General features: G+C 29.0%; 29 protein-coding genes. 12 read left to right on the top strand and 17 right to left on the bottom strand.

Annotation, left to right across the window (positions count from 1 at the left end):
- The first annotated feature begins 34 nt into the window (after nucleotides 1-34).
- Nucleotides 35-1,198 (top strand): chromate efflux transporter, encoded by a 1,164-nt coding sequence (gene chrA / locus NJU99_RS00210; protein WP_254576728.1) that lies wholly within the window; start codon nucleotides 35-37, stop codon nucleotides 1,196-1,198.
- Nucleotides 1,199-1,205: 7 nt separating this feature from the next.
- Here the strand turns inward: chrA and NJU99_RS00205 are convergent, their stop codons facing one another.
- Nucleotides 1,206-1,607: a c-type cytochrome gene (locus NJU99_RS00205; protein WP_254576727.1), complete on the bottom strand. Its 402-nt coding sequence runs from the start codon at nucleotides 1,605-1,607 to the stop codon at nucleotides 1,206-1,208.
- Between the two features lie 3 nt (nucleotides 1,608-1,610).
- Nucleotides 1,611-2,240, bottom strand: a complete 630-nt coding sequence (locus NJU99_RS00200) for a LysE family translocator (protein WP_254576726.1) — start codon at nucleotides 2,238-2,240, stop codon at nucleotides 1,611-1,613.
- Nucleotides 2,241-2,350: 110 nt separating this feature from the next.
- On the opposite strand from NJU99_RS00200, the gene ccoG reads away from it, so the two are divergent.
- Complete coding sequence (gene ccoG / locus NJU99_RS00195) at nucleotides 2,351-3,700, top strand: cytochrome c oxidase accessory protein CcoG (protein ID WP_254576725.1); 1,350 nt, start codon at nucleotides 2,351-2,353, stop codon at nucleotides 3,698-3,700.
- Here the strand turns inward: ccoG and NJU99_RS00190 are convergent.
- Both NJU99_RS00190 and NJU99_RS00185 read right to left on the bottom strand, forming a co-directional pair.
- The gene (locus NJU99_RS00190) at nucleotides 3,697-5,007 is read right to left on the bottom strand and encodes a sensor histidine kinase (RefSeq protein WP_254576724.1); all 1,311 of its coding nucleotides are present in this window, start codon (nucleotides 5,005-5,007) and stop codon (nucleotides 3,697-3,699) included. The genes ccoG and NJU99_RS00190 overlap by 4 nt on opposite strands.
- Nucleotides 5,000-5,680, bottom strand: coding sequence for a response regulator transcription factor (locus NJU99_RS00185; protein WP_254576723.1), 681 nt, complete (start codon nucleotides 5,678-5,680; stop codon nucleotides 5,000-5,002). Before NJU99_RS00185 ends, NJU99_RS00190 begins: the two co-directional genes overlap by 8 nt.
- Before the next feature lie 41 nt (nucleotides 5,681-5,721).
- Here NJU99_RS00185 and NJU99_RS00180 point away from each other — a divergent pair, with 41 nt between their 5' ends.
- The 4 genes from NJU99_RS00180 to NJU99_RS00165 are packed head-to-tail and all read left to right on the top strand — an operon-like array spanning nucleotide 5,722 to nucleotide 8,840.
- Entirely contained in the window at nucleotides 5,722-6,255 is a 534-nt protein-coding gene (locus NJU99_RS00180) for a methylated-DNA--[protein]-cysteine S-methyltransferase (RefSeq protein WP_254576722.1), read from the top strand.
- A 33-nt stretch (nucleotides 6,256-6,288) separates the two neighbouring features.
- Entirely contained in the window at nucleotides 6,289-7,698 is a 1,410-nt protein-coding gene (locus tag NJU99_RS00175; protein WP_254576721.1) for a phosphomannomutase/phosphoglucomutase, read from the top strand.
- Complete coding sequence (locus NJU99_RS00170; RefSeq protein ID WP_254576720.1) at nucleotides 7,673-8,398, top strand: carbon-nitrogen hydrolase family protein; 726 nt, start codon at nucleotides 7,673-7,675, stop codon at nucleotides 8,396-8,398. Before NJU99_RS00175 ends, NJU99_RS00170 begins: the two co-directional genes overlap by 26 nt.
- On the top strand, nucleotides 8,391-8,840 hold the full coding sequence (locus NJU99_RS00165) for a low molecular weight protein-tyrosine-phosphatase (RefSeq protein ID WP_254576719.1): 450 nt from the start codon (nucleotides 8,391-8,393) through the stop codon (nucleotides 8,838-8,840). Before NJU99_RS00170 ends, NJU99_RS00165 begins: the two co-directional genes overlap by 8 nt.
- 12 nt (nucleotides 8,841-8,852) lie before the next feature.
- Here the strand turns inward: NJU99_RS00165 and NJU99_RS00160 are convergent, their stop codons facing one another.
- Nucleotides 8,853-9,062, bottom strand: coding sequence for a hypothetical protein (locus NJU99_RS00160; protein ID WP_254576718.1), 210 nt, complete (start codon nucleotides 9,060-9,062; stop codon nucleotides 8,853-8,855).
- Between the two features lie 162 nt (nucleotides 9,063-9,224).
- On the opposite strand from NJU99_RS00160, the gene NJU99_RS00155 reads away from it, so the two are divergent.
- On the top strand, nucleotides 9,225-9,722 hold the full coding sequence (locus NJU99_RS00155; protein ID WP_254576717.1) for a transglycosylase SLT domain-containing protein: 498 nt from the start codon (nucleotides 9,225-9,227) through the stop codon (nucleotides 9,720-9,722).
- Between the two features lie 41 nt (nucleotides 9,723-9,763).
- Here the strand turns inward: NJU99_RS00155 and NJU99_RS00150 are convergent, their stop codons facing one another.
- From NJU99_RS00150 to NJU99_RS00140, 3 genes are all read right to left on the bottom strand, one after another.
- The gene (locus tag NJU99_RS00150; RefSeq protein ID WP_254576716.1) at nucleotides 9,764-10,261 is read right to left on the bottom strand and encodes a hypothetical protein; all 498 of its coding nucleotides are present in this window, start codon (nucleotides 10,259-10,261) and stop codon (nucleotides 9,764-9,766) included.
- A complete protein-coding gene (locus tag NJU99_RS00145) occupies nucleotides 10,261-11,094 on the bottom strand; it encodes an OmpA family protein (RefSeq protein ID WP_254576715.1) in 834 nt (277 codons plus the stop codon). Before NJU99_RS00145 ends, NJU99_RS00150 begins: the two co-directional genes overlap by 1 nt.
- A 163-nt stretch (nucleotides 11,095-11,257) precedes the next feature.
- Nucleotides 11,258-11,686 carry a MarR family winged helix-turn-helix transcriptional regulator gene (locus NJU99_RS00140; protein ID WP_254576714.1) on the bottom strand — a complete coding sequence of 143 codons (429 nt, stop codon included), beginning with the start codon at nucleotides 11,684-11,686 and terminating at the stop codon, nucleotides 11,258-11,260.
- A gap of 70 nt (nucleotides 11,687-11,756) precedes the next feature.
- Between NJU99_RS00140 and NJU99_RS00135 the strand changes: the two genes are divergently transcribed.
- Nucleotides 11,757-12,062, top strand: coding sequence for a monooxygenase (locus NJU99_RS00135; protein ID WP_254576713.1), 306 nt, complete (start codon nucleotides 11,757-11,759; stop codon nucleotides 12,060-12,062).
- 23 nt (nucleotides 12,063-12,085) lie between these two features.
- On the opposite strand, the gene NJU99_RS00130 is transcribed toward NJU99_RS00135, so the two are convergent.
- Nucleotides 12,086-13,456, bottom strand: coding sequence for a sensor histidine kinase (locus NJU99_RS00130; protein WP_254576712.1), 1,371 nt, complete (start codon nucleotides 13,454-13,456; stop codon nucleotides 12,086-12,088).
- A 155-nt stretch (nucleotides 13,457-13,611) separates the two neighbouring features.
- On the opposite strand from NJU99_RS00130, the gene hcp reads away from it, so the two are divergent.
- Complete coding sequence (hcp, locus tag NJU99_RS00125; RefSeq protein WP_254576711.1) at nucleotides 13,612-14,937, top strand: hydroxylamine reductase; 1,326 nt, start codon at nucleotides 13,612-13,614, stop codon at nucleotides 14,935-14,937.
- 24 nt (nucleotides 14,938-14,961) lie between these two features.
- Here the strand turns inward: hcp and NJU99_RS00120 are convergent, their stop codons facing one another.
- The 3 genes from NJU99_RS00120 to NJU99_RS00110 all read right to left on the bottom strand — a co-directional run bounded on the left by NJU99_RS00120 (nucleotide 14,962) and on the right by NJU99_RS00110 (nucleotide 16,653).
- Nucleotides 14,962-15,888, bottom strand: coding sequence for an AEC family transporter (locus tag NJU99_RS00120; protein ID WP_254576710.1), 927 nt, complete (start codon nucleotides 15,886-15,888; stop codon nucleotides 14,962-14,964).
- 78 nt (nucleotides 15,889-15,966) lie between these two features.
- Nucleotides 15,967-16,350 carry a VOC family protein gene (locus NJU99_RS00115; protein WP_254576709.1) on the bottom strand — a complete coding sequence of 128 codons (384 nt, stop codon included), beginning with the start codon at nucleotides 16,348-16,350 and terminating at the stop codon, nucleotides 15,967-15,969.
- A gap of 39 nt (nucleotides 16,351-16,389) precedes the next feature.
- Entirely contained in the window at nucleotides 16,390-16,653 is a 264-nt protein-coding gene (locus NJU99_RS00110; RefSeq protein ID WP_254576708.1) for a hypothetical protein, read from the bottom strand.
- Nucleotides 16,654-16,764: 111 nt separating this feature from the next.
- Here NJU99_RS00110 and NJU99_RS00105 point away from each other — a divergent pair, with 111 nt between their 5' ends.
- Genes NJU99_RS00105 through NJU99_RS00095 form a run of 3 tightly spaced genes read left to right on the top strand, consistent with a single transcriptional unit; the run spans nucleotide 16,765 to nucleotide 18,342 of the window.
- Entirely contained in the window at nucleotides 16,765-17,256 is a 492-nt protein-coding gene (locus NJU99_RS00105) for a cytochrome c family protein (RefSeq protein ID WP_254576707.1), read from the top strand.
- 9 nt (nucleotides 17,257-17,265) lie between these two features.
- Entirely contained in the window at nucleotides 17,266-17,994 is a 729-nt protein-coding gene (locus tag NJU99_RS00100; RefSeq protein WP_254576706.1) for a dienelactone hydrolase family protein, read from the top strand.
- A 9-nt stretch (nucleotides 17,995-18,003) separates the two neighbouring features.
- On the top strand, nucleotides 18,004-18,342 hold the full coding sequence (locus NJU99_RS00095) for a DsrE family protein (protein ID WP_254576705.1): 339 nt from the start codon (nucleotides 18,004-18,006) through the stop codon (nucleotides 18,340-18,342).
- A 28-nt stretch (nucleotides 18,343-18,370) separates the two neighbouring features.
- On the opposite strand, the gene NJU99_RS00090 is transcribed toward NJU99_RS00095, so the two are convergent.
- The 5 genes from NJU99_RS00090 to purB all read right to left on the bottom strand — a co-directional run bounded on the left by NJU99_RS00090 (nucleotide 18,371) and on the right by purB (nucleotide 24,547).
- Nucleotides 18,371-18,514 carry a hypothetical protein gene (locus NJU99_RS00090; RefSeq protein WP_254576704.1) on the bottom strand — a complete coding sequence of 48 codons (144 nt, stop codon included), beginning with the start codon at nucleotides 18,512-18,514 and terminating at the stop codon, nucleotides 18,371-18,373.
- Nucleotides 18,515-18,982: 468 nt separating this feature from the next.
- The gene (locus tag NJU99_RS00085) at nucleotides 18,983-19,357 is read right to left on the bottom strand and encodes a super-infection exclusion protein B (RefSeq protein ID WP_254578111.1); all 375 of its coding nucleotides are present in this window, start codon (nucleotides 19,355-19,357) and stop codon (nucleotides 18,983-18,985) included.
- Nucleotides 19,358-19,647: 290 nt separating this feature from the next.
- Nucleotides 19,648-20,679, bottom strand: a complete 1,032-nt coding sequence (locus NJU99_RS00080; RefSeq protein ID WP_254576703.1) for a ribonucleotide-diphosphate reductase subunit beta — start codon at nucleotides 20,677-20,679, stop codon at nucleotides 19,648-19,650.
- A gap of 77 nt (nucleotides 20,680-20,756) precedes the next feature.
- Nucleotides 20,757-23,141 (bottom strand): ribonucleoside-diphosphate reductase subunit alpha, encoded by a 2,385-nt coding sequence (locus NJU99_RS00075; protein WP_254576702.1) that lies wholly within the window; start codon nucleotides 23,139-23,141, stop codon nucleotides 20,757-20,759.
- A 77-nt stretch (nucleotides 23,142-23,218) separates the two neighbouring features.
- Nucleotides 23,219-24,547, bottom strand: coding sequence for an adenylosuccinate lyase (gene purB / locus NJU99_RS00070; RefSeq protein WP_254576701.1), 1,329 nt, complete (start codon nucleotides 24,545-24,547; stop codon nucleotides 23,219-23,221).
- Nucleotides 24,548-24,616: the final 69 nt, after the last annotated feature.

Genomic DNA, 24,616 nt, shown 5'->3' with positions numbered 1-24,616 from the left:
GTAGATATAATCATCTCTTTTTTAAGAGGTTGTAATGAAAAACTACATTGATATTTTTATAAAATTTTTTACTTTAGGACTTTTTAGTTTTGGTGGTCCTATGGCTCATATAGGCTATTTTAGAAAAACATTTGTTGAAAAACTAAACTGGCTTGATGATAGTTCTTACTCAAGGATTTTAGCTTTAAGCCAATTTCTTCCAGGACCTAGCTCTTCACAAGTTGGCTTTGCAATAGGACTTAAAAAAGGTGGTTTAATAGGAGCTATTACAGCTTTTGTAGCTTTTACTTTTCCTTCTTTTATACTTTTATATTTTATAGCCACTTTTGATTTATCTTCAAGCCAAAATAGCAGTATTGAAGCTTTGATTATAGGTTTAAAACTATTTGCAGTTGTGATTGTAAGTGATGCTATTATCTCTATGTTTAAAAGCTTTTGTAAAGACAAGCTTACAATATCAATATTTGCAATAAGTACTATTTTACTTATTAGCTTTTCATTTGTATATATGCAAATCTTAGTTTTAGTTTTTGCAGGAGTTGTTAGCTATTTTTTTGTAAAAAAAGAAAACAAAAAAGAGGAAAACAGTACAAACATAAAAAGTAAAAAATTTCCACTTTTTATATTTTTTGCTCTTTTATTTATCTTGCCTCTTATTGCTTCAAGTAGTATCGAACTTAAGATATTTAGCTCTTTTTATGAAACTGGAAGTTTAGTATTTGGAGGAGGGCATGTTGTACTTCCCCTACTTCAAGATACTCTAGGAAGCCTTGTATCAAAAGATGATTTTATACTTTCATACTCACTTGCGCAGGCAGTTCCTGGACCTATGTTTACAATTGCTTCATATTTAGGTGCAACAATCACAGAAGAGCAAGCTTTCATGGGAGCTTTGATTGCAACACTAGCTATTTTTCTTCCAGGGTTTTTATTGATTTTAGCTTTTTATGATAGTTTTGAGTCATTGAGTAAAAAACAAAGTATCAAAAAAGCCTTGATAGGTATAAATGCAGGAGTTGTTGCCTTGCTTTTTGCAGTACTTATAAATACAGTCTTTCCAAATGCTGTTTACTCAATCTTTGATTTTTTAGTAGTTTTAATAGGGCTATTTATTCTAAGAGTTTATAAAACTAATATTTTCTTTTTAATTTTAGGATTTATTTTATTTGGTTTTGTAAAGACTTTTTTTAACTTCTAAGTATTTTTTACTTAGAAGTCATTATTTCATAACTTATATATTCAGACATGAATTTGATTTCTTCTTTTGTGTATTTGCTCATTTGAAAGTTCATAGCAAGAAATTTTTTTTCTTTATTTTTATAAGCAATTAGTGAGTTATAAATCTCTTCTTCACTCATATCCTTAACTAACATTTCCCCATCAGTTGAAATCTCCCAGTTCTTACCATGGCAGTTTTTACACTCAGTAACCATGATATAACCTTTGGTGATAAACTCTTGGCTTGGCTTTATTTTTTTGGCTATTTTATCAAAACACACAAGTCTATTTTCATTTTGTTCTAAAGTTGTACACTTTTCAATCTCTTCTTTTAAACTAAGAGAAAAAACTGAACTTACTAAAAGAAAAGCTATTATTAAGATTTTCATTCTCTACCTTTGTGATAATGCAAGTTTTATTCCAAGTCCCACTAAAACAAAAGAAGTTAAAATATTCATATACTTTACAATATTAGGTTTTTCTAAAAGTCTCTTGCTTAGTAAATTTCCAGCTATTCCAATACTTGAAAAAACTATAATAGTTAATGCCATAAAAACAGCTCCTAAAATAATCATCTGCATTGGTACATTTCCAGCTTGTGTATTTACAAACTGAGGAAGAAAAGCCAAAAAGAAAATAGATACTTTTGGATTTAAAATATTCATAATAAAGCCTTTGAAGTAAAGCTTTTTAAGCTCTTTTGTAGAGTTTTGAGCACTCAAATCAAGTTTTTCATTTCTATGTTTAAAAGCTTGATAAGCTATATAAAGTAAATAAGCAGCCCCAACAAACTTAACAATATCAAAAGCAAGCTCTGAAGTTTGAAAAATCACAGAAATACCAAAAGCAGCTGCTGATGTATGGATAATAAGACCTGTTGCTAAACCTAAAGTAGTAACTATTGCAGCTTTTTTACTTTTTGTCATCCCTTGTGTTAAAACATATATATTATCAGGACCGGGGGCTAAACATAATAAAAATGAAGCGATTATAAACATATAAAGCTCTGTTAGTTCAATCATAAAATACCTTTATAAAATTATTCAATATTGTATCAAAAAAATAGAAAAAAGCTTTTTATACCACTAAGTGAACACCAAGTAGTTATAAAATCTTTTAAAAGGAGTTTTAGATGAAATATACACAAAAGAGATATCTTACATATTCAATCATTAGTATTGTTGTTTTTTTACTGCCATTTATCACAATCAATGGGAACCACTTATTACTGTTATCTTTCGAGAAAATGCAGTTTCATTTTATGGGCTTTGCTTTTAATGTAAATGAACTTTATATAATGCCATTTTTATTAATGCTTTTATTTATTGGTATTTTTGCAATAACTTCAATGTTTGGTAGATTATGGTGTGGTTGGGGTTGTCCTCAAACTATCTTTAGAGTTATTTATAGAGACCTAATTGAGACAAAACTTTTAGGTATGAGAAGGCATAAAAATAAACAAAAAGATATTGACTATTCAAAAAAATCAAATCAAATTAAAAAATATCTAGCTATATTAATCTGGGGATTTTTATCACTTGTAGCTGCATCAAATTTCCTATGGTATTTTGTACCACCTGAAGAGTTCTTTGCTAAACTTCAAGATCCACTAAACCATTCACTTTTAATAATGTTTATTTTAAGTATTGCACTATTTTTAATCTATGATGTTGTTTTTATGAAAGAGAACTTCTGTGTTTATGTGTGTCCTTATTCAAGAATTCAATCAGTACTTTACGATGATGACACAAAACAAGTAGTTTATGATACAAATAGAGGTGGAGATATTTACAAAGACAATGTAAAGTCAATTTTCAAAATGAAAGAGCTTGAAAAAAATGATGAATGTACTACTTGTGAAGCCTGTGTAAAAGTATGTCCTACACATATTGATATTAGAAAAGGTTTACAAGTTGAGTGTATCAACTGTTTAGAGTGTAGTGATGCTTGTGATACTGTTATGGGAAAAATGGGTAAAGAATCACTTATTAACTGGGGAAGTACAAATGAAGTTATAAAAAAGAAAAAAGTATCAATATTCTCAAAAAGAAATATCGCTTATTTTGTATCTCTTGCTTTATGTGTGATACTTACAATATCTTTTGCTTCAACAAAAGAGTATTTCTTAGTAAATATAAACAAAACAACTAAGCTTTATACTATAAAAGATGAAGGAAAAGTTTCAAACAACTATATATTTACCTTCCACAATACAAGTAACAAAGCCTATACTTTTAATTTAGATGTTCAAAATAAAGACTTTTATGTAAAAAGATTTAAGCCATTTAAACTAAAACCAAACAGTAGAGTAAAGAAAGTAGTGATTTTAGAGACTAAAAAGAGACTTTTTTTATCAGATAAAAAAGATACAGCTTTAAGTATAAAGGTAAATATAAAAGCTTTAGAAAATAAAGAAGCTACTCAAACAAAAGACTTATCTTTTATTTACCCTAGAAATTCACTTTTCAAAGAAAAAAACTAATTAGCTTTTTCCAAAAAGAGGGTAAATAAAGCTCCCTCTTTTTGATTTAGAACTTCGATTTTTCCTTCAAAACTATCTTCTATTATCTGTTTTACTAAATAAAGTCCTATGCCTAAGCCTTCATCTTTTGTCGTGTAATATGGTTCAAAAATTTTATTTATATCTTTTATACCACCTGCATTATCAAGTATTTTTATTACTACCTCAGCACTTGAAGAGTCTAACTCTAATTTTATTTTTGGTTTTTCTAGATTTATTAACTCATCTTTTGCATTTGTAAGTAAAGATAGTATTACTTGAGATAGTTCATTTAAAATTCCATAAATCTCAATATTTTCATGGGTATTAATACTAAAATCAAGTTCTATATTGTGCTTTTTTAAATCAGGTTCTATTATGGTTATGGCTTTTTGTATTGCATCTTTTACTAAAAAGTTATCTTTTTGTTTTGATGGTGTATAAAACTGTCTAAAATCTTCAATAGTTTTAGATAAATACTGTAACTGTTCATTTGCTTGTTGGGTTTTTTTGAAAAAAAACTCATCATCTAATCTTTTGTTTTCATATCTTTTTTTTAGATTCATCAAGATATATGAAATATTATTTAAAGGTTGTCTAAATTGATGGGTGATATTTTGAAGCATTTGTCCAGTTTTTGCAAGTTTTGATTGCTGAAATAGCATCTCTTCATAATTTTGACTTTGTTGCTTTAAACTATTGTATTTATAAGCTACTGACATAGTAAATAGCACTGCTTCAATAGAGAAAGCAACTATTACTAAATCCATATAGCCATTTGTTGTATAAAAGCCTTTGAAGTCACCAATAAAAAGTATCAAACAAAAAACCGACCAACCAAGAACATAAACTAAAGTTGGTTTTATTCCTTGCTTTAGATTAAAAATCACTGAGATAAATAAAACAGCATAAATAATAGTATAAGGCAAATACTCAAAAAGCATATAGTGGTAAAAGGCTGTAAGTATCACTACATTTAATAAAAAAGTATTTAGTATCAACTCTTTATAGTTTGTAATCTTTGGTATAAACTTTCCCTCATAGAAGTTTACAGCAAAGACCAAGGCACTTAAACTAGCAATAACTAAAGCTAACTCTTGAACAAGAATGCTTATATCAAACATTGAACTATAAGAAACTATATAGATAAGTGAAGCTATTTGCATCAAACAATAGCTTATATAAAATATTTCTTTAGAGTATACATACCTAATAAAAGTATATATAATTGTCATCAAAACAATTCCAAAAGTAATTCCATAAGTTAAAACAAGGGCTAAATCATACATCTATTTTATAACCCACTCCCCATTGGTTTGAGATAAGTTCTTTTGGGATTTTTGTTTTCAGGTTTTTAACCAAAGTCTTTAAAGCATCCTTACTCATCGCATCATCTCTCCAAACATAGTTTTCAATCTCACTATGGGTTACATATCTATTTTTATTTTTTAATAGTAGTGATAAGAAATCAAGCTCTTTTGCTCTTAGTTTTACAAGCTCATCATTTTTAAACAAAGTTAAATTAAACATATCAAAACTAAAGTGCTCATCTAGTTTTATGATATTTGAGCTATCCTCTTTTAATGCACTCACACAAAGGCTTAGTGCCTCATCAAACTTTTTGTCATCCACAGGCTTTACTAGATACTTTACAAGCTGTAACTCTATAGCTTTAAACAAATAGTCTTTATCACAAAAAGCAGAGATTACTATAACTTGTACTTTTTTGTCTTTTTGTCTTATTTTTTGTACAAACTCCAAACCATTTAATTTTGGCATTTGTATATCAGTGATTATAATATGAGCTTGCTCTTTTTCAAAAATTTTTAAAGCCTCTAAGGCATTACTTGCTTCATATACAAAATCGAAATAGTTTTCTAAATACTCAACACCATTTTGTCTTGCTATATCATCATCTTCTACAAATAAAACTTTTATATTTTTAGTATCCATATTTTGCATATTTGTATTATATCTTAATTTCTTTATGATAAAATCCCACCATGAGAGAATATAAAACACAATCAAAAGAGATTATTTTAACAACAACAATAGATACACCACTAGGGCAAATGTTTGCAGCAGCTACAAAAAAAGGTTTAGTGATGTTATGTTACTTTACACCTTTTAATATAGAAGCTAGAATAGATACTTTAAAGAAGAGTTTTGATGTGGATATTATTCCATCAAACTGTGAGTATTTTGATATGTTAAGAGTACAACTTGATGAGTATTTCAATAAACAAAGAACAAGTTTTGAGCTACCTATGCAGTTAGTTGGTTCTACTTTCCAAATACAAGTATGGAAAGAGCTTCTAAAAATACCTTATGGGCAAACAGCAACATTTGAACAAATAGCCTCTCAAATAGAAGGACTTAAATCAAAGAAAGCCTTAGAGAGTCCATGTGCTCAAAATATGCTAAATATAATTGTTCCTTGTCATAGGGTTATGAAAGAAGAGGGTGTTTCAAATGTCTATGCAGGTGGAGATGAGAAAAAAGAGTTTCTACTTAATTTAGAAAACAAAAAATCTTAAGTATAATACAAAAAATTATTAAGAAGTGAAGAATTGATAGATAAAAATATTTTTAGACAGTATGACATTAGAGGAGTTGTAAACAAGCAACTTACAAAAGAAAACACAAAGATTATAGCTTACCACTTAGGAAAGCAAATCCAAAAGAAAAGTTGTGAAAATGCCTATGTAGTTGTAGGATATGATATAAGAAAACACTCAAAAATGCTTTTTAAAGCACTTGTTAGTGGTCTTAATGCCTCAGGTTGTAGGGTTTTAAACTGTGGCTTAGTTGCAACTGGTGTTAACTATTTTGCTTCTTTTCAAAGCTTTAAAATAAAAAAGCAAAAAATAAAACCAAATGCTTCTATTATGATTACAGGTAGTCACAATGCTAAAAAATACAATGGCTTTAAAATCACAGTAAACAATGAACCTTTTTTTGCAGATGATTTAATAAAAGTTTATAAACAAATCAAAAAGAATTCAAATATAGAAATCAAAAAAGATTTAACATACGAAAAAGTAGATGCTAGAAAGCTTTATATAGATTACATGGTAAAACAGTTTTCACATCTTCAAGGTTTTAAAGAAAAGTTTGCAATAGACTGTGGAAATGGTGTTGCAAATACTGTTATATGTAAAATACTTGATAAACTTGATTTAAAATATAAAGCTTTAAATACAATACCAGATGGTAACTTTCCTAACCATCATCCAGACCCATCAAAAGAGAAAAACCTAGCTAGTTTAAAAAAACTTCTTAAAAAAGATACAAATCTTGGTTTTGCTTATGATGGAGATGCTGATAGAATTGCTGTATTAACTCAAAAACATAATATAAAAGGTGATACTTTAGCCTATCTTTTCTCACAAACTATGAAAAACCCTGTCATTATTGGAGAGGTTACTTACTCTCAAAATATCTTTGATGAAATAAATAATCATGGTAAAACAGTTATGGATAAAACAGGTTATTCAAACTTAAGATTAAAATTAAAAGAGTTAAATGCAGACCTAGCAGCAGAAGTATCAGGACATATTTTCTTCAATGATAGATATTATGGATATGATGATGCTATATATGCCACACTTAGAGTATTAGAACTAGTTTTTAAAGGTGTAAACCTTGATAAGCAAATAGAAAAACTTCCAAGTGTTTATACAAGTCCAAATATAGAAATGTTTACAAGCGAAGATATTAAATTCGCTTTAATAAAAAAACTAAAAGAAGAGATTAAAAAACCTCAAAGGGGTTTTCCTGTAATAAAAGAGATAATTAAAGTAGATGGTATTAGAATAGTATTTGAGTATGGTTGGGCTTTAGTTAGAGCTTCAAATACAGAACCAAAATTAGTTACTAAATATGAAGCCACTTCTCATGCTACAGCTATTTCTTATCAAACTGCTGTAGAAAACTTAATAAAAAAGGTATTAAATGAACTTAATAGCACTTCAAATTAAAACAAGTGAAGATTTTCAGAAAAACTTAGAGCATTTAAAAAGTTTGATTCAAAAGTGTGAAGAAAACTCTATTATTTTAGCCCCTGAGATAGCTCTTAGTGGCTTTTGTTATGATAGGATGCAAGAGGCTTCTGATTTTAGTATAAAGGCTATAGAAGAGCTAAAAAGCCTTGCAAAGAATAAAACTATTGCTTTAACATTTATTACTAAGCAAAATAATGCTTTTTATAATACTTTACATATATTTCATAATCAAGAAATTTTACATACTCAATCAAAATTAAAACTATTTCCTTTAGGAAATGAACTTGAACATTTTAAAGCAGGAAATAAAGAAGATATTAAAATTCTTGATATAAACGGTCTTAAAGTAGCCACTTTAATTTGCTTTGAGCTTAGATTTCCTCAACTTTGGGAAAAAGTTAAAGGTGCTGATGTAGTTTTAAATCCTGCTATGTGGGGACTTAAAAGAAAAGACCACTATGAAACTATCTCTAAATCTCTAGCTCTTGTAAATCAATGTTTTGTAATAGCAAGTAATAGTGCTGATGAAAATATGGCAAAAGGAAGTGCGATTATTTCACCTTTTGGAAATGTAGTAAAAGATGATGATAAAGAGATTATCAAAGTAAGTGCCGATTTAGATGAAATAAAAAAAGTTAGAAAATATATAAATATAGGATTAGATAAAAATGAGTAAAGTAAAATCAATTATCTTTGTTTGCCTTGGAAATATCTGTAGATCTCCAATAGCTCAAGGAGTAGGACAAAGATACGCAAAACAAAATAATTTAGACCTAGATGTACAAAGTGCAGGAACAGGTGACTGGCATATAGGTGAGCCACCTTGTGAAAACTCTATAAAAGTTTGTAAACAAAATGACCTTGATATCTCAAAACAAAGAGCTCAGCAAGTAACTATTGAAGATTTAAAAAATTATGATTTAGTTGTTGGTTTAGATGATTCAAATATAACAAACCTTAAAAAATTAGGTGCTAAAGATGTACTAAAACTAGGAGATTTTGGCTTTGATGGACAAGATGTACCAGATCCATACTTCTTTGAAGGTTTTGAAGGTTTTGATAAAGTTTATGAAATGATTGAAATTTGTGTAGAAAACCTTATTAAGGAAAAGTGCTAAAAGATAGATTTATTAATCTATCTTCATAGCTTCTTTGATTTCTTCAAAAGGAATACCATTTTTTTTAGCCATTAATGCCATATTTACAATTCTTTCTATATGACTTGGTATACTTTTATATGTTGTAAAAGTCGTTGCTTTTACACCTATATTTTCTGCAAAACTCTTCTGTGAAGAGAAACCTATTTCTTTTATTGTTTTCTTAAATTCTCTTTTTTCCAATTTTTATAACTCGTTAAAATTTTTTCGGAATTATATTCTTAAAAGCTAAATACTAGATTAAATTAAGGCATAAAACAAGTAATTTATAGTTAGAATTTGACAAATAATTCTATTTTATATATAATGCGCGCCAAAATTAAGTGAAAATAAAGGAGAACCTTAATGAATTTGAAAATAATTCTATTTGTTTCACTGTTAATTAGCAATATCTTCGCAACTAACTTTAATCCTTCAAAACTATCGAAGGAAGATATTAAAATGCTAAAATTAATTAAACAACAAGGCGCTAAGTATGGTCTTAGCTACTCACTTATGGCTATAGCTATTAAAGAGTCTTCTATAGGTAAGTACCTTGTAAATGTTAATAGTAAAGACTTTGGCTTATACCAAGCAAATATTAAAACTGTTATAAGCAGAGAAAAAGTAAGAGATACTTCATGGAATAGAAATAGATACGCTATGAAACTTATTTCAGACTTCGAATTTGCCACAAAAAATGCAATTGCTGAGCTTAAATACTGGAAAAAAGTTCATAAAAATGATTGGAGAAGAGTTTGGAGTAGTTATAATGGCGGATGGAGTTACAACTCTAAAAGAGCTAGAAAATACTCAAGAGATATAGCTTCAATTATTAGAAAATTAAGAGCTGCTAAGGTTTAAACTTATAAAGTAGATTAAATATAACTAGAGATCTAGTTATATTAATCAACTTCTACTTCATTATCCTCTACTTTTTGAGAATATACTGTTTCTTTTCCTGAAGCTAAAATTCTAGCTTGGTCAACCCATTGGTATTTTTTAACACATCTTGGAAGTTGTAAAAACTCTTCTATCCAATCACAATTTTTACTTGTCCATTTAGCAATTTGTTCAAAATGGAAAATTCCAATTTTATTTAAATCTTCTTCAATTTTACTGTTAATACCTTTTATCTTTTTAAGATTATCCTTCCCTGATTGTTTAGGGCTTGATAAAATTAAAGGTTTGTTATCAACACTTGAATTTTTTTTGAATATAGGATTAATATTTGATCTTCTTGCATTTGGTTTTAAACCAGCACCATCATCCATACTTTCTGTGTTATCCACAGGTGGTGTGTATGAAGCCTTTGAAGCTCTACCTAGCATGAAGCCTATTAAAAGACCTACAAATGCTGCTATGACTAAATTTAGTACAATTAAAGAAGCTATTTCAAACATTAATTTTCTCCTATTATATTTATTTCAACTCTTCTGTTTATTTCAGATAAGCCGTTTTTATCATCTTTTGCTATTGGAAATTTCTCTCCATAACCAACTGCTTTTAATCTATTATCACTAATACCTAATGAACCTAATGCTTTTTTAACACTATTTGCTCTATCTTGTGATATTCTTAAGTTTAATGAAGCTCTTCCTCTTGAATCTGTATGTCCTGCAATTTCTACTTTTATATTTTCATGTTCTTTTAAAATATCTGATACTTTTTGTACACTTGAAAAAGAGTTTTTTGCGATATCCGCACTTCCTCTTTTAAATATAATTTTATTATCTTTTAAAATAGCATTTATTTGTTCTTGTATTTCTTCTGATGTTAGCACAGGCACTTGCTCTTCTTCTAGAGTTTCTTCTTGTAAAGTCTCTTCAATTACAGGCTGTTCTTTAGCTTCTTCTTGAGAATTTTCTTGACTTTCTTCTACTTGATCTTCATTATCTTGCATTGCCTCTTCATCTGCCATATTATCATCAACAGTTAACTTATCTTGAATTTTTTGTTCATTTTCTACGATCTTATCCACTTTATTCAATTCAACTTGTGGCTTTGAGTCTAAACTATCTTTTAATAGTTCATCTTTAATTTTTAGGGCTTTGTTTTTTACTTCTTCAATATAGTTTATAATAACTTTTGTATCGAAGTCTATAAGCTTCTCATTTGTACTTATAGCTTGACCTGAACTATCTTGTACTTTGTTATAATCAAAACTAGCTACAGTATAAACTATTAGAGCTATTAAGATAAATAATAACGAAAAAATCTTTGTACCAAATGACATATTTTACTCCCTAAAATAGGTAGATTATTTAAAAACTATATTATATATAAAATTTATAAAAAATAACTGTAATAGTGAGTTTTTTTAAGACAAATATTAGCTTGGAAGAAAAAATAGTTTGAAGATTTTAAATAAAGTGTATTTTAATAAGAAATAAGACTTCTTAAGCCTTATTTTTTGTTTCTAAAAACTCATAAATTACATTTTGAGTTTTTATATATTTATCTAACTCTTCTTTTCCTAAGGTACTACAAAGTTCATCTTGAATCTTTTGGATAAACTCATTTGCTTTGCTTATTAAGCTTTCACTTTTTTTAGTTAATATTACTGTTTTTTCTTTTTTATTTAACTCTTGAGAAAAGCTAAGATAGCCTAAATCTTCTAGTTTTTTTAAATTTTTGTGCATGGCTTGTCTTGAATATCCAAGCTTTTTTGCTAAATTTGAAATAGAAATATTTTCATACTCTTTTATATAAGGAAAAATAGTTATAAGAGAGCTTGAAAGACCAGAAAAACCAACTTCTTCTAACTCTTTTAAAATTAACTCATTAAAAACCTTGCTTGTTTCTAAAGATAAAAAACATATTGACATTTTGTAAACCTAGTTGACATAAGTATAGTTTTAGTGTAAACTTACACTAATAAATTTAAAGGAGTATAACATGAAATACCTTATGCAGATTGACTTTCCTCATGAAGGACCTTTTGGTGATGAATTAACTGCTGCTATGAGTGATTTAGCAAAAGATATAGCAAATGAAAATGGATTAATATTTAAATTATGGACTGAAAATAAAGATGCAAAAGAAGCTGGTGGAATTTATCTTTTTGATAATCTTGATGATGCAAAAAAATATTTAGAAAAACACACAACAAGACTTGAATCTTTTGGATATACAGATATTAAAAGCAAAATCTTTGAGATAAACGAAGAATTAAGTAAACTTAGCAAGTCTAATTTTCTTTAAAACATAAAATAGGTGCATAAATACTATTTTTTTATATCAAGTTTAAAACATGCACCTACTTGAAGTTCGTTTTCATACTCAAACTTCATATTTCTTACACTAATAAATCCCTTTGCTTTTTCCATAATAAGTTTACTCATATATAAGCCTATACCTGTACCATTTTTATCTTTTTTAGTACTAAACTTATAATCAAAAACCTTATCTAAGATAGCATCATCTATTCCTCCTGCATTATCTATAATTTCTAAGCTAATAAATTCATTTTTTTGAAGTGTTTGGATTTTTATAAGTTTGGTTTTTTCAAGCTGTTCTAGTTCATCAATTGCATTTGAGATTATATTTATAATCACTTGTACAAGTTCGTTTTCTCTACCAATTACTTTATAATCTATACTTTCATCTAAAAACAAAATATCTTTATGCTTAAACTTCGAACTAAGAAGTGCTTGTACTTTTAAAAGCATTTGTTTTAAACTAAACTCTTTAAGAGAATCATCCTTGTAAAACTGTCTAAATACATCAATAGTTGTTGATAAATGATTTGTAGCACGTGCAATAGAACTTAATGAATACTCTAAAACTTCATCATCTAACTCATTAAAACTCTTTTTAAGTCTTATTCCTGATACAGAAGTACTAATAGAAGATAATGGCTGTCTCCATTGATGAGCGATACTTTCAAGCATTTCTCCCATTGAAGCTAATTTTGACTGCTCTATTAAAAGTAAATCTTTTTTATTTGCTTTTTTTACTTGCTCTTTTACTTCTTTTTCTAAAGTCTTATTATAATTAATAAGATATTTAAAAATATAGTATGAGAAAATCAAAATTAAAGCTATAAAAAATAGTGTCACAAAAGATGAAAGTAAAATATCCCTTTGAAATTTTTCTTCAAGTTCTTTAACTTCTATTTCTAATAAAAGTAGTGCTTTATCTAATGCCTTTTGATAAATACTTTTTGATTCTTCATACTCTTTTGAAAAAAGAAAACCTTTTGCAAGTTCATACTTTTTATTCATAGCATATTCTAAAGCTTTTTCTTCAAGCTCTACTAATTTCATATTTGCTTTATCAACTTTTTTTAGCTCTTGTCTTACAATGGGCATATTTTGTTTTATTTGATTTATTACCTCATCAAGTTTTTGGACATACTTGTAATATCTATTATTCCAATATAAAGTATCTTGATATAAAGCCATTCTTGAAGACATAGTAAGAACTTCATCATAATATTTTATTTTTTGAGATAAAACAATATTTTCTTCAATATGTTTATGTTTACTAATATTTTTATTTATATTTATAATTAAAAATACAGATATAAAAAAAGATAAGATAGCTAATATTATAAAAAGTATAATACGCTTTTTATATGTGTTTTTATAAATCATTGAATATCCTAATTATTTATACATTTATTCTACAATAAACAGAAATTGAAAACAATAGTTATTTTTATTCATTGATTTATATCAATGTATTTATCAATTAAAGCTCATATAATTCCTCAAATTTTTAAAATACAAAATAAAAAAGGATTTATAACATGAGTATGTTTTGTTACCAATGTGAAATGAGTCAAAAAGGTGGTTGTGGTAGTACAGGTGCAACAGTTGGAACTTGTGGTAAGGATGAAAACTTAGCTAGACTACAAGATATTATGATTTTTGGGCTTAAGGGTCTTAGTGCCTATAGAGAGCATTTAAATACCTTTAAACCAGAACTTACAAAAGAGATTGATGATGTAATGTCTGAGACACTATATTTTACACTTACAAATGTAAACTTTAATTTCCAAGACCATATTAATCAGCTAATGAAAATAGGTAGTGCAGGGGTTAAAGTTATGGATAGACTATCAAATGCACATACTAATAAATTTGGTATTCCAACACCTGTAAAAGTTTCTCAAAACAAGGTAGAAGGAAAAGCTATTTTAGTTTCAGGACATGACTTAGAGTTTTTTGAGAAACTACTTATTGCTACAGAAGGTAAAGGTATTAACGTATATACGCACTCGGAAATGTTACCAGCACATGCTTACCCAGAGTTAAGAAAGTTTAAACACTTAAAAGGAAATGTAGGAAAAGCTTGGTTTGATCAAGCCAAACTTATGGAAAAATTCACAGGAACATTTGTAGTAAATACAAACTGTATTGTACCACCAAAGAAAAACTGTTCTTACCTTGATAGAGTATTTACACATAAAATAGTTGGTATTGAAGGTTCAACTCCTATTCTTGATTATAATTTTGATGAATTAATAGAAAAAACTTTATCTTGCCCTGATGCAAATGGTGTTGATTTAAATGAAGATAGTACTTTAACAACAGGACATCACTATAAAACAGTTCTTACTTTAGCACCTCAAATTCTAAAAGCTTTAGAAGAGGGTAAAATCAAACAATTCTTTGTAGTTGCTGGATGTGATGCCCCTGGAAAGCCAGGTGAGTACTATAGGGAACTAACTGAGTCTTTACCAAAAGATACAGTTATTTTAACTTCTTCATGTGGTAAATTTAGATTCAATGATATTGATTTTGGAGAGATAGAAGATACTGGAATTCCAAGATACTTAGACCTAGGACAATGTAATGATTCAAATGGTGCTGTTGAAATTGCAAAAGCTTTAAGTGAGGCACTAAATACACCAATAAATGATTTACCTGTATCAATTGTATTATCTTGGATGGAACAAAAAGCTGTGATTATTTTACTTGCTTTATTCTCACTAGGTGTAAAAAATATCTATTTAGGACCAAAACCTCCACAATTTGTAAATGAAGATATTTATAATTTTTTATCAGAAACATTTAATCTTACACTTACTACTAATGCAAAAGATGACTTACAAAAACTTCTTATTGCATAAATAAAAGAGCTTTTGCTCTTTTATTTAAAAACCTCCATATAAAGCAAGAACTATAGGTATATAAAGAATAGAAACTATAGTACTTAAAATCACTGTAAAGCTTGCCTTTTGAGGCTTTGCATTTAAAAGTACTGCTAGGGTTACTGTGTTTCCTGCAAGTGGAACTATTGAGAACAAAAATAGTACTTTATATAAATCTTCATTTAAAAACATAATATATGTTTTGTCTATGTAAATTACAGCAAGCATTGCTAAAGGCCAGAAAATAAACTTCAAAATAAAAGTAATAGAGATAAACTTAGCATCTAAATCACTTCCCCTTTGAAGACCAATAAGACCCATACCAAGCATCATCATTCCTAAGATTCCATAAGCACCTTTAAACTGTCCAGTATAAGCACTAATAGCCTCAGGTATTTGAACCCCTATTAAGTTACAAATAATACCTAAAATAAATGCATATAAAATAGGAAGTCTCAACATCTTTTGAATTGATTGTTTTACAGTAAAGTTTCCTTTTGCAGTTACATAAAAACCACTTGTACTTTCATATAAAAGAGAAGCTAAAACAGTAAAGATATAGATATCTGCTAAATGGGGAGGAAAAAATATAATCGCTAAAGGAATACCAAAATATCCAGTATTTCCCGTTCCTGCACTAAAAGCTAAGATATTTCCTGTTGGGTCATTCCATGATTTACCCCAGATAAATAGAGACAAAAAGGCAATAATAGAGCAAAACAGATATAAAAAGACAGGTAAAAACAGAATTGATAAATCTATTTTAACACTAAGTGTTGCTGAAAATACAACAATAGGGCCTAAAATATAAATCAATACATTAGCTATTGACTCTCTTTTTACATCTAAAAACTTAGTGGCTACATAACCTAAAACTATATTTATATAAAGTGGAAAAATCTTAAGTAAGATTATAAAAAACAGTGACATATTCTCTCCTAATTTTGACTATACAGTCAAGGAAAGAATATATCACATTTTTTGTACATAAGTCAAGTACTTTTAACTTTAGAGATAATTTGAAAGTTCAATAAGATTTTTATCTGGATCTCTTAGATAAATAGAGTTTATTTCGCCATTTGCTCCTGTTCTTTTTACTATTCCTTCTTCTATTTTAATACCTAAAGACTCGATATATTTTTTTGCTTCTACTATTGGTGTATCAATAATAAAACATAAATCAGCACTTCCAGTTTTTACGTTAAATGCTTTGGGCTCAAACTCTTTTCCTAATTGATGAAGATTTATTTTAGAATTTCCAAATTTTAAGGCTATTCGATTTTCTTTTAAAATCTCTTTTTTCATACCTAAGGCTTTTTCATAAAATTCTACTGTTTTATGAATATCTTTTACAGTTAAAACAAGATGGTCTAAGTGAGAAGTATTTATCATAGTCATTGCCTTATAATTTTATATATCATTACAAAAAATCTATATTTTACTCTCTTTAGTTATTTCTATCCAAAAAAACTTATTACCACTTCCTTTTTCTACAGCTTTCCATCCAAATGATGTAGAATGAAAATATAAAGTATCTTTGATTATTTTAAAAGTAGTTTCAATATCTACTTGCTCTCCAAAGGCTTCTTTGAACATAACATATAAATACTCACCATCTTCTTCAAATTCATACCTAAAGTTTGTAAAATCTACTAACTGTTTATCTAAAAAATCTTTTACTTTTTCTTTTATCATTATAAAATCCTTGTTTCTATTTAATACGCGTATTTTATGTTTTTATACCTTGAAGCTATATAATATAGTAATTTACTCATGTTTATGTTAGAATTTAAAAAAGGAGAGACTATGAAAACATTGCTTACTATTTTTGTGTTAATAAGTGCTGTTTTTGCTTCCCCACCGGATGAGTTTGATAGGGAACTTTATAATGAGGGCGAGCAAATATTTGATAATAAATGTAGTGAATGTCATAAAAAGTCTATGAACATAGGACTTCTTATGAAAAACTTTGTAGAAGAAGATAACAAACTATTAAATCTAAAAGCTCCTACAGGAAATGAAATATCATATAGACTTAAAAGCCAAATTGGAAGTAAAGATGATATAGAGTTTCAACTTATGGAGACAGGGGATTTCTTAGTAGATTATCTTTATAATCCAGATATAAAAAAGACTATATGTCTAGAAGCTGTAATAAGACACTTTGATACAATGCCTAGTATGAAAGGTAAAATTACAGAAGATGAGATAAGAACAGTTGGACACTTTTTATACTTCCTTGAGGGATTCAATGAAGTAAATAAGTACTATCATAATATAGAAAAAGAGTTTGAATAAGGAAAAGATATGAAAAAAAATTTTACAACACTTACAGTTCTTTCAAGTTTAGCTTTTGCTAATGGCTATGTTACTTATGAGATTGATGGTAAAGAGTATGAAGGTTACTACAGTTCAGCTGCTAAAAATGCTCCTTTAGTTTATATGGTTCATGATTGGGATGGAGTTACTGACTATGAAATCAAAAGAGTTGAAATGCTAAATAAGCTTGGTTATGCAGCTTTTGCTGTGGATTTATATGGAAAAGGTATTAGACCCACAGAAACAAAAGATAAAAAAGCTTTAACTAAATCTTTATATACAAATAGAGAAGAAATGAGAAAAAGACTTTTTACAGGACTAGAAGTGGCTAAAAAACAAGGTGCAAATACTGCAAATGCCTTAGGTACAGGATACTGTTTTGGTGGTGCAGCTATTTTAGAACTTGCTAGAAGTGGTGCAGGGCTAAAGGCTTATGTACCTTTCCATGGAGGGCTTTCTACTCCAAAGGGGCAAGACTATAAAAATACAAAAGGTAAAGTTGTAGTATTTCATGGAACAGCAGACAAGGCTGTGAGTATGCAAGAGTTTGCAAACCTTGCAGTTGAACTTGAACAAACTGGCTTAAAACATGAAATGATTACATACAGCGGTGCTCCTCATGCTTTTACAGTATTTGGAAGTAAAAGATACCATGAAGAAGCAGATAAAAAGTCATGGAATAGATTTACAGAAGTTTTACAAGAAACTTTAAAATAGGAGAGATAAGTGCAATCAGAAGCAAAAATACTATGGACTACAAACAATAAAGAAACATCACTAAATATGGTGTGTCTTTATGCACACAACGCAAAAAAACAAGGCTGGATTGAAGATGTAACTATTCTTGTATGGGGAGCCTCACAAGAGCTAATAAATGAAGATAAAGAAATCCAAGAAAAAGTAAAAGAGATGGTAGCTGATGGTGTAAAAATTGTAGCTTGTCAAAAATGTAGCGAAAATCTAGGAGTAAAAGATAGCCTAGTGGCTTGTAATATAGATGTTTTTCACACGGGAAAACTTCTAACTGATTGGATACAATCAGGAGATAATATCATAAGCATATAAAGAAGAAAACAGAAGTTTTTCTTCTTTACTACTTTTGTACTGGCTGTTGAGGTAAAACCTTTTGTTTTTGCTGTTGTTCTTGCTCTATGATATTATTGTATTTATCAACTAAAATATTTACCATATAAGCCATCGAAACAACAATCAAAACTATTATAAATATATTTTTCAAACTCTCTCCTAAGTAATTTTGTTTGTATTTATATGGATTGATTATATAGAATTTTGTTTGAATGTTTGGTTTATTATATTAATAATTTTTTTATTATGTATTGACAAACTTATTAATTTTTACTATAATTATTCTAACTTAAATACATGCTTATTCTATCAGGAGTGATTACCTGAAAAAATAGCACTGAAGGCAAGAGGTTAACCTCTTGCCTTTTTTTTTGCTTTGTGGGTAGTGATGGGTGGGAGTGCAAATAAAAGGACAAGCATGTATTATAAGTTAACAGTATTACTGTTAATATTTCTAATTTTCGCAATTAGAGCATATTAACGAAAGGGGGAACTAATCACTCCCCTGATACTGTTTCTATATTTAAGCTGTTAATTCAAATTTATATTCTTTTTTTATTAAAAAAACAATCAAAATACTAAAGATAGGACTTCACACAAAGTCTGGATTAGTAAGATATTAAGCTTTTATAATATTAGGATAATTTAACAAAGTCTTCTTTACATGAGGTTGAATATTAAAAGGAAAAGTAGCTCCATGTGTTCCAATATTCGAAGATACAAATAAAATACCTTTTAACTTTAAACCATTTGCTATTCCATCAGATATAGGGAAGTAAAATGTAGATTTATCCTCTTCTATATATTTTTTCAAATACTCTTTTTCATCTGCAGAGCAATTTTCCAATAACTGTTTTATATTTTTTAGACTTTTATAATCATCAATATATTCTTTAATAATTGAGACAAATAAATAATCAATACTTTTAATTACAACAATTATAGATGATAATAAAAAAGTAATACCTAAATAAGACTTATAATTATCGCTAATATCTAATAAACCTAACTGATTTAAAAAAGTATTTGATGAAAAAGTAAAATTGTAGTTAATAAAGATAGAGCTAAAAAAATAAAAAATGGAATTTTACCCAATCTATTTAATACATTTAGAATAGAAAAATCAAACATAAAATGACTCCTTTTAATAGGTATTTTAGTCAAGGTCAAAGCGGAGCAGTTTTATTGCGAAGGAGCTTACAGTCAGTAAGTGACTGAGTAAGAAAACTGCTCCAACGCAGAGATTAGGTCAAGTCGTTAGACTCTCTTTGAGAAAAAGACCTATTAAAAATCGTCGAAGTCTATCGAACCTTTCGAATAGTTTACAACATTCCCCTCAAAGAAGTTGGTTCTTTGGTCATTAAATGACGCATAACCATCTACCCACGGAATAGGGTGTTTTACGTTGTATTCTGGTTTATACCCTACTGCTTCTAGTCTCCTATCTGCTAGGTATTGGATATATTGAGTGATAATAGCGTCTGTGAACCCTAAAATCTGTCCTTGCGTGATATATGAACCCCATGAAGCTTCAAGCTCTACAGCCTTTCTAAACATACCTCTTACAGTTTGCTCTAATTCAGGTGTAAATAAATCAGGTCTTTCTTTTCTTACAGAGTTAATCATATTTTGGAATAAAAGTAAGTGTGTTACTTCATCTCTTTGAATAAATCTAATCATTTGAGAAGAACCAAGCATTTTTCCTGATTTTCCTAGTGCATACATTGCTGCAAATCCTGCATAGAAGTATAAACCTTCTAAGATCTGGTTAGCAAACATAGCAAGTAAAATTTTCTCATCAGTAATATCACTTTCATCACCAGCTGTTAAGCTTTTATATACATCTGCGATATAGTTGTTTTTCTCTCTTAATTTTGTATCTGTTTTCCACATATCATAAATAGCATCTGTGTTATCAGAAATAGACTCTACCATAACAGCGTATGATTTAGAGTGATTTGCCTCTTCATATGCTTGTCTTGATAAACATGCATTTACTTCAGGAGCTGTGATATATGGATTCATATTATCCATTAAATTGTTTGTTTGTAATGAATCCATGAAGATTAGTTGTGATAAAACTAAATCATACATTCTTTTTTCAGGTGCTGTTAGATATTTATAATCTTTTGCATCACCTGTCATTTGAACTTCTTTAGGAAACCAAGTATTTGCTTCCATAGTATCCCATAAGTTCAATGCCCACTGGTATTTCATCTTTGTAAAGTTGATCATACCATCAGGGTTTCCCCCAAATATTCTTCTATCTGTTAGATTTTCATTTGATTGTGGGTTATATATTGTTTTTCTATCCATTAGGATTTTCCTCTAAGTTTTTAATATATTTTATTAATTTTTTTAAATTTTTCGTATGAAAAAAGTGTAAGGTTATCTTATTGACAACCTGCACACTCCATACTTCTATCTTCTACATCATTGTTAGCTTCAGGAGATTGACTTCTTAGGTAGTAAGTTGATTTAAGACCTAGTTTCCAAGCTAGTGTATAAATTTCATGTAAATATCTACCACTTGCTTTATCTAAACTCATAAAGATATTTGTTGACTGACCTTGGTCAATCCATTTTTGTCTAATAGCTGCTGCTCTAATTACATTTAATTGATCAACTTCAAATGCAGGAGTGTAGTAAGACCATGTTTCTGGGCTTAATTTTGGAACAACAACAGGAATTAATCCTGATAAATTCTCTTCATACCATTTTCTTTTATATACAGGCTCAATTGCTTGAGTAGTACCAACTAAAATAGAAATAGATGAAGTAGGTGCCACTGCCATTAGGTAACCATTTCTCATACCGTCTTTTTTAACTTTCTCTCTTAACTCTTCCCAGTTATAAGCAGAGTCAAATAAATCTCTATTTACTAAAGCTTTTACTGCTTGAGGTGCGTGATCATGAGGCATAAGACCTTGCGACCATTTAGAACCTTCAAAAGTAGGGTAAGTTCCTTTTTCAAGAGCTAAATCAGATGAAGATTTAATAGCATTATAAGAAATTGCTTCCATAACTTGGTCAATCTTTTTAAAGTGCTCTTGGCTTCCCCATACAAGTTGTTGTTCTGCTAACATTTGAGCTTCACCCATTACTCCAAGACCAATTGATCTTGATTTTAAGTTAGTTGCTTTTACTTTTCTTAGTGGGTAGAAGTTTAAATCAATAACATTGTCAAGCATTCTAACTGCAATAGGAACAACTCTTTCAATATCTTCTTGAGTGTTAATTCTAGATAGGTTAACAGATGCTAAGTTACATACAGCAGTATCTCCATCTGTTTTATCTTTTTCTACGATAAATACTCTTTTTCCATTGATTGAATCAAGTGCAGTTACTTTATTTGCTTTCTTTTGAATACCACCATCAACAGTGATTAATTCATTTTCTTCATATGTTTCGATACTTCCATCTTCAAACTCTAATTTGATTTTATAGTGGTTAGGATTTGTATTTTGGAAAATCTCTGTACAAAGATTTGAAGATCTAATATGTCCTACATGAGAGTTTGGATTTGCTTTGTTTGCATTATCTTTGAAACAAAGGAATGGAGAACCAGACTCAAAGTAAGAAGTAAGGATTTTTTTCCATAAATCTTTTGCTTTTATTCTATCTTTTGTGATGTTTTCATCTTGCTCATACTCTTCATATCTAGCTCTAAATGCATCACCATGAAGTTCAGATAAATCTTTTACTTCATAAGGGTCAAATAAAGTCCAATGAGAATCTTCTAATACTCTTTCCATGAATAAATCAGTAATCCATAATGATGGAAATAAGTCATGGGCTCTTCTTCTTTCTTCACCAGAATTTTTCTTAAGGTCAATAAAATCAACTATATCCATATGCCAAGGCTCAAGATATACAGCAATTGCACCTTTTCTAGTACCTAATTGATCAACTGCTAAAGCAACGTCATTTGTGATTTTAAGGAATGGTACAGTTCCACCAGCAGCACTTTTATGGTCATCAATAACGCCACCTAAAGCTCTTACTTGGTTCCAATCCCAACCAATACCGCCACCATATTTAGATAATAGTGCCATTTCATGGTATGAATCAAAAATACCTTCAATATTATCAGGAGTAGAACCTATATAACATGAAGATAATTGGTGTCTATTTGTTCTTGCATTTGATAAAGTAGGAGTTGCTAGCATAACTTCAAACTTAGATACTACATCATAGAAGTCTTTAGCTGCTTGTTGTTTATTATCTTCATCTTGAGCTAAGAACATTGCAATTGCCATAAACATTTGCTGTGGTAACTCAATAGGGTTACCTTTTTTGTTTTTAATTAAATATCTATCGTATAGAGTTTTAATTCCAAGATAATTAAAAAGTAAATCTCTAGAAGGATCCATATGATTATTTAAATCATCTAAATCATATCCTTCACCTAAATTTGGGATAAGTCTTCCAGCATCTTTACCATACTTTAGGTAATCTTTTAAATGGCAATAAGGCTCACCTTTGATACCATGAGTCTCTTTTCCTACTCTATGGTAAAGGTCAAATAAATAAAGTCTTGCTGCAGTAAATGTCCAGTTTGGAACATCTATATCAATTTTTTCTACTGCTGTTTTAATTAGAGCATCTTGTACATCAGAACTTTTCATTCCATCTACAAATTTGATTTGAGAATCAAGCTCTAATTCACTTTGAGATACTCCATCTAAATCTTTTGTTGCATCAATAGTCATTTTTTGGATTTTAGTAATATCTAAAACCTCTTTACGACCATTTCTTTTTTGAATCATAATTGCCATTTTAATTGCCTTTCTTAATTACCTTGTTTATATTTGTTAGTATTTTTATCAATTTTTTGTTAAATGAAAGAGTATTTTTATTTAAATACTCTTTTGTAGATTGCATCAACGTTTTTAGTGTAGTAATCAAAGTTGAAACACTCTCTAATTTGCTTTTCGCTTAATTTAGCTCTTAAATCTTTGTCAGATAATAAGTGTCCTAAGTATAAAGACTCGCCTTTTTTATTTACTGTTGGCTTACCTTCTTTAATCTCAGCCCATACTTTCATTGCATTTCTTTGAACGATTTTATATGCATCTTCTCTACTTACACCTTGAAGTGGTAACTCTAATAATACTCGCTGGCTGAATACTAAACCACCAGTTTGATTTAAGTTTTTCATCATATTTTCAGGCATTACAGTTAAATTTGCTATTACATTGTTCATTCTATGTAACATGAAATCAGTTGTAATAAATGCATCTGGTAACCAGAATCTTTCACTTGATGAATGAGAGATATCTCTTTCGTGCCATAAAGCTACATTTTCCATAGCTGGAATTGCGTGAGCTCTAATAGATCTTGCAAGTCCTGTAATGTTTTCAGTTAAAATAGGGTTTCTTTTGTGAGGCATAGCAGAAGATCCTTTTTGACCTTTTGCAAAGAACTCTTCTGCTTCATAAACTTCTGTTCTTTGTAAGTGTCTTACTTGAACAGCAAATTTTTCAATAGTTGATGCCATAGAAGCTAATGCAGTAGCAAGTCTTGCGTATCTATCTCTATGAACAACTTGGTTTGAACAAGGCTCTGGTTTTAAACCTAATTCTTTCATTGCATACTCTTCTAACTCTAAAGGAGCGTGAGCAAAGTTACCCATAGCACCTGAAATTTGTCCAACAGAGATAACTTTTAGAGTCTCTTTTAAGTTTTTAAGGTGTCTTTTCATTTCATCATACCATACAGCTAAAGTAAGACCAAATGTAATAGGCTCACCATGAATGCCGTGAGATCTTCCTACCATTAGTGTATATTTATGCTCTTTAGCTCTTCTTTTGATAGATTTCATAAGCATTTTTACATCTTTGATAACTAATTTTAGTGAATCTCTCATTTGTAAAGCAACACCAGTATCAACTGCATCAGATGAAGTCATACCATAGTGGAACCATCTAGACTCTTTTCCTAAAGACTCTGAAACGCTTGTGTTAAATGCGATTAAGTCATGTTTAGTAATTGCTTCAATTTCCTCAATTCTCTCTACTGAGAAAGTTGCGTTTTTTACAATCTTTTCACAATCTTTATCAGGAATAAGTCCTAATTTGTTCCAAGCTTTTACAGCTGCTTTTTCAACTTCAAGCCATGCTGCATATCTTGCATGTTGTGTCCAATGTTTTGCCATCTCTTCTCTTGCATATCTTTCAACCATCTACAAATCCCCTATTATCAATGTTTTCAAAATTTATCACATTTTTCTTTTAATTTATGTATGATATGT

It is taken from the genome of Arcobacter roscoffensis (assembly GCF_024267655.1).
GTDB lineage: Bacteria > Campylobacterota > Campylobacteria > Campylobacterales > Arcobacteraceae > Arcobacter_B > Arcobacter_B roscoffensis.
The sequence above is the reverse complement of the archived record's forward strand: the minus strand, read 5'-3'. Positions and strand labels throughout refer to the sequence as shown.

Coding starts and splice junctions, on each gene's coding strand:
- NJU99_RS00145 (WP_254576715.1), bottom strand. CDS start 11,094: ATGTCATTTGGTACAAAGATTTTTTCGTTATTATTTATCTTAATAGCT.
- NJU99_RS00115 (WP_254576709.1), bottom strand. CDS start 16,350: ATGATAAATACTTCTCACTTAGACCATCTTGTTTTAACTGTAAAAGAT.
- NJU99_RS00100 (WP_254576706.1), top strand. CDS start 17,266: ATGAAAAAAAATTTTACAACACTTACAGTTCTTTCAAGTTTAGCTTTT.
- hcp (WP_254576711.1), top strand. CDS start 13,612: ATGAGTATGTTTTGTTACCAATGTGAAATGAGTCAAAAAGGTGGTTGT.
- NJU99_RS00200 (WP_254576726.1), bottom strand. CDS start 2,240: ATGATTGAACTAACAGAGCTTTATATGTTTATAATCGCTTCATTTTTA.
- NJU99_RS00165 (WP_254576719.1), top strand. CDS start 8,391: ATGAGTAAAGTAAAATCAATTATCTTTGTTTGCCTTGGAAATATCTGT.
- NJU99_RS00170 (WP_254576720.1), top strand. CDS start 7,673: ATGAACTTAATAGCACTTCAAATTAAAACAAGTGAAGATTTTCAGAAA.
- NJU99_RS00155 (WP_254576717.1), top strand. CDS start 9,225: ATGAATTTGAAAATAATTCTATTTGTTTCACTGTTAATTAGCAATATC.
- NJU99_RS00205 (WP_254576727.1), bottom strand. CDS start 1,607: ATGAAAATCTTAATAATAGCTTTTCTTTTAGTAAGTTCAGTTTTTTCT.
- ccoG (WP_254576725.1), top strand. CDS start 2,351: ATGAAATATACACAAAAGAGATATCTTACATATTCAATCATTAGTATT.
- chrA (WP_254576728.1), top strand. CDS start 35: ATGAAAAACTACATTGATATTTTTATAAAATTTTTTACTTTAGGACTT.
- NJU99_RS00140 (WP_254576714.1), bottom strand. CDS start 11,686: ATGTCAATATGTTTTTTATCTTTAGAAACAAGCAAGGTTTTTAATGAG.
- NJU99_RS00190 (WP_254576724.1), bottom strand. CDS start 5,007: ATGTATGATTTAGCCCTTGTTTTAACTTATGGAATTACTTTTGGAATT.
- purB (WP_254576701.1), bottom strand. CDS start 24,547: ATGGTTGAAAGATATGCAAGAGAAGAGATGGCAAAACATTGGACACAA.
- NJU99_RS00075 (WP_254576702.1), bottom strand. CDS start 23,141: ATGGCAATTATGATTCAAAAAAGAAATGGTCGTAAAGAGGTTTTAGAT.
- NJU99_RS00150 (WP_254576716.1), bottom strand. CDS start 10,261: ATGTTTGAAATAGCTTCTTTAATTGTACTAAATTTAGTCATAGCAGCA.
- NJU99_RS00135 (WP_254576713.1), top strand. CDS start 11,757: ATGAAATACCTTATGCAGATTGACTTTCCTCATGAAGGACCTTTTGGT.
- NJU99_RS00180 (WP_254576722.1), top strand. CDS start 5,722: ATGAGAGAATATAAAACACAATCAAAAGAGATTATTTTAACAACAACA.
- NJU99_RS00110 (WP_254576708.1), bottom strand. CDS start 16,653: ATGATAAAAGAAAAAGTAAAAGATTTTTTAGATAAACAGTTAGTAGAT.
- NJU99_RS00080 (WP_254576703.1), bottom strand. CDS start 20,679: ATGGATAGAAAAACAATATATAACCCACAATCAAATGAAAATCTAACA.
- NJU99_RS00105 (WP_254576707.1), top strand. CDS start 16,765: ATGAAAACATTGCTTACTATTTTTGTGTTAATAAGTGCTGTTTTTGCT.
- NJU99_RS00120 (WP_254576710.1), bottom strand. CDS start 15,888: ATGTCACTGTTTTTTATAATCTTACTTAAGATTTTTCCACTTTATATA.
- NJU99_RS00130 (WP_254576712.1), bottom strand. CDS start 13,456: ATGATTTATAAAAACACATATAAAAAGCGTATTATACTTTTTATAATA.
- NJU99_RS00185 (WP_254576723.1), bottom strand. CDS start 5,680: ATGCAAAATATGGATACTAAAAATATAAAAGTTTTATTTGTAGAAGAT.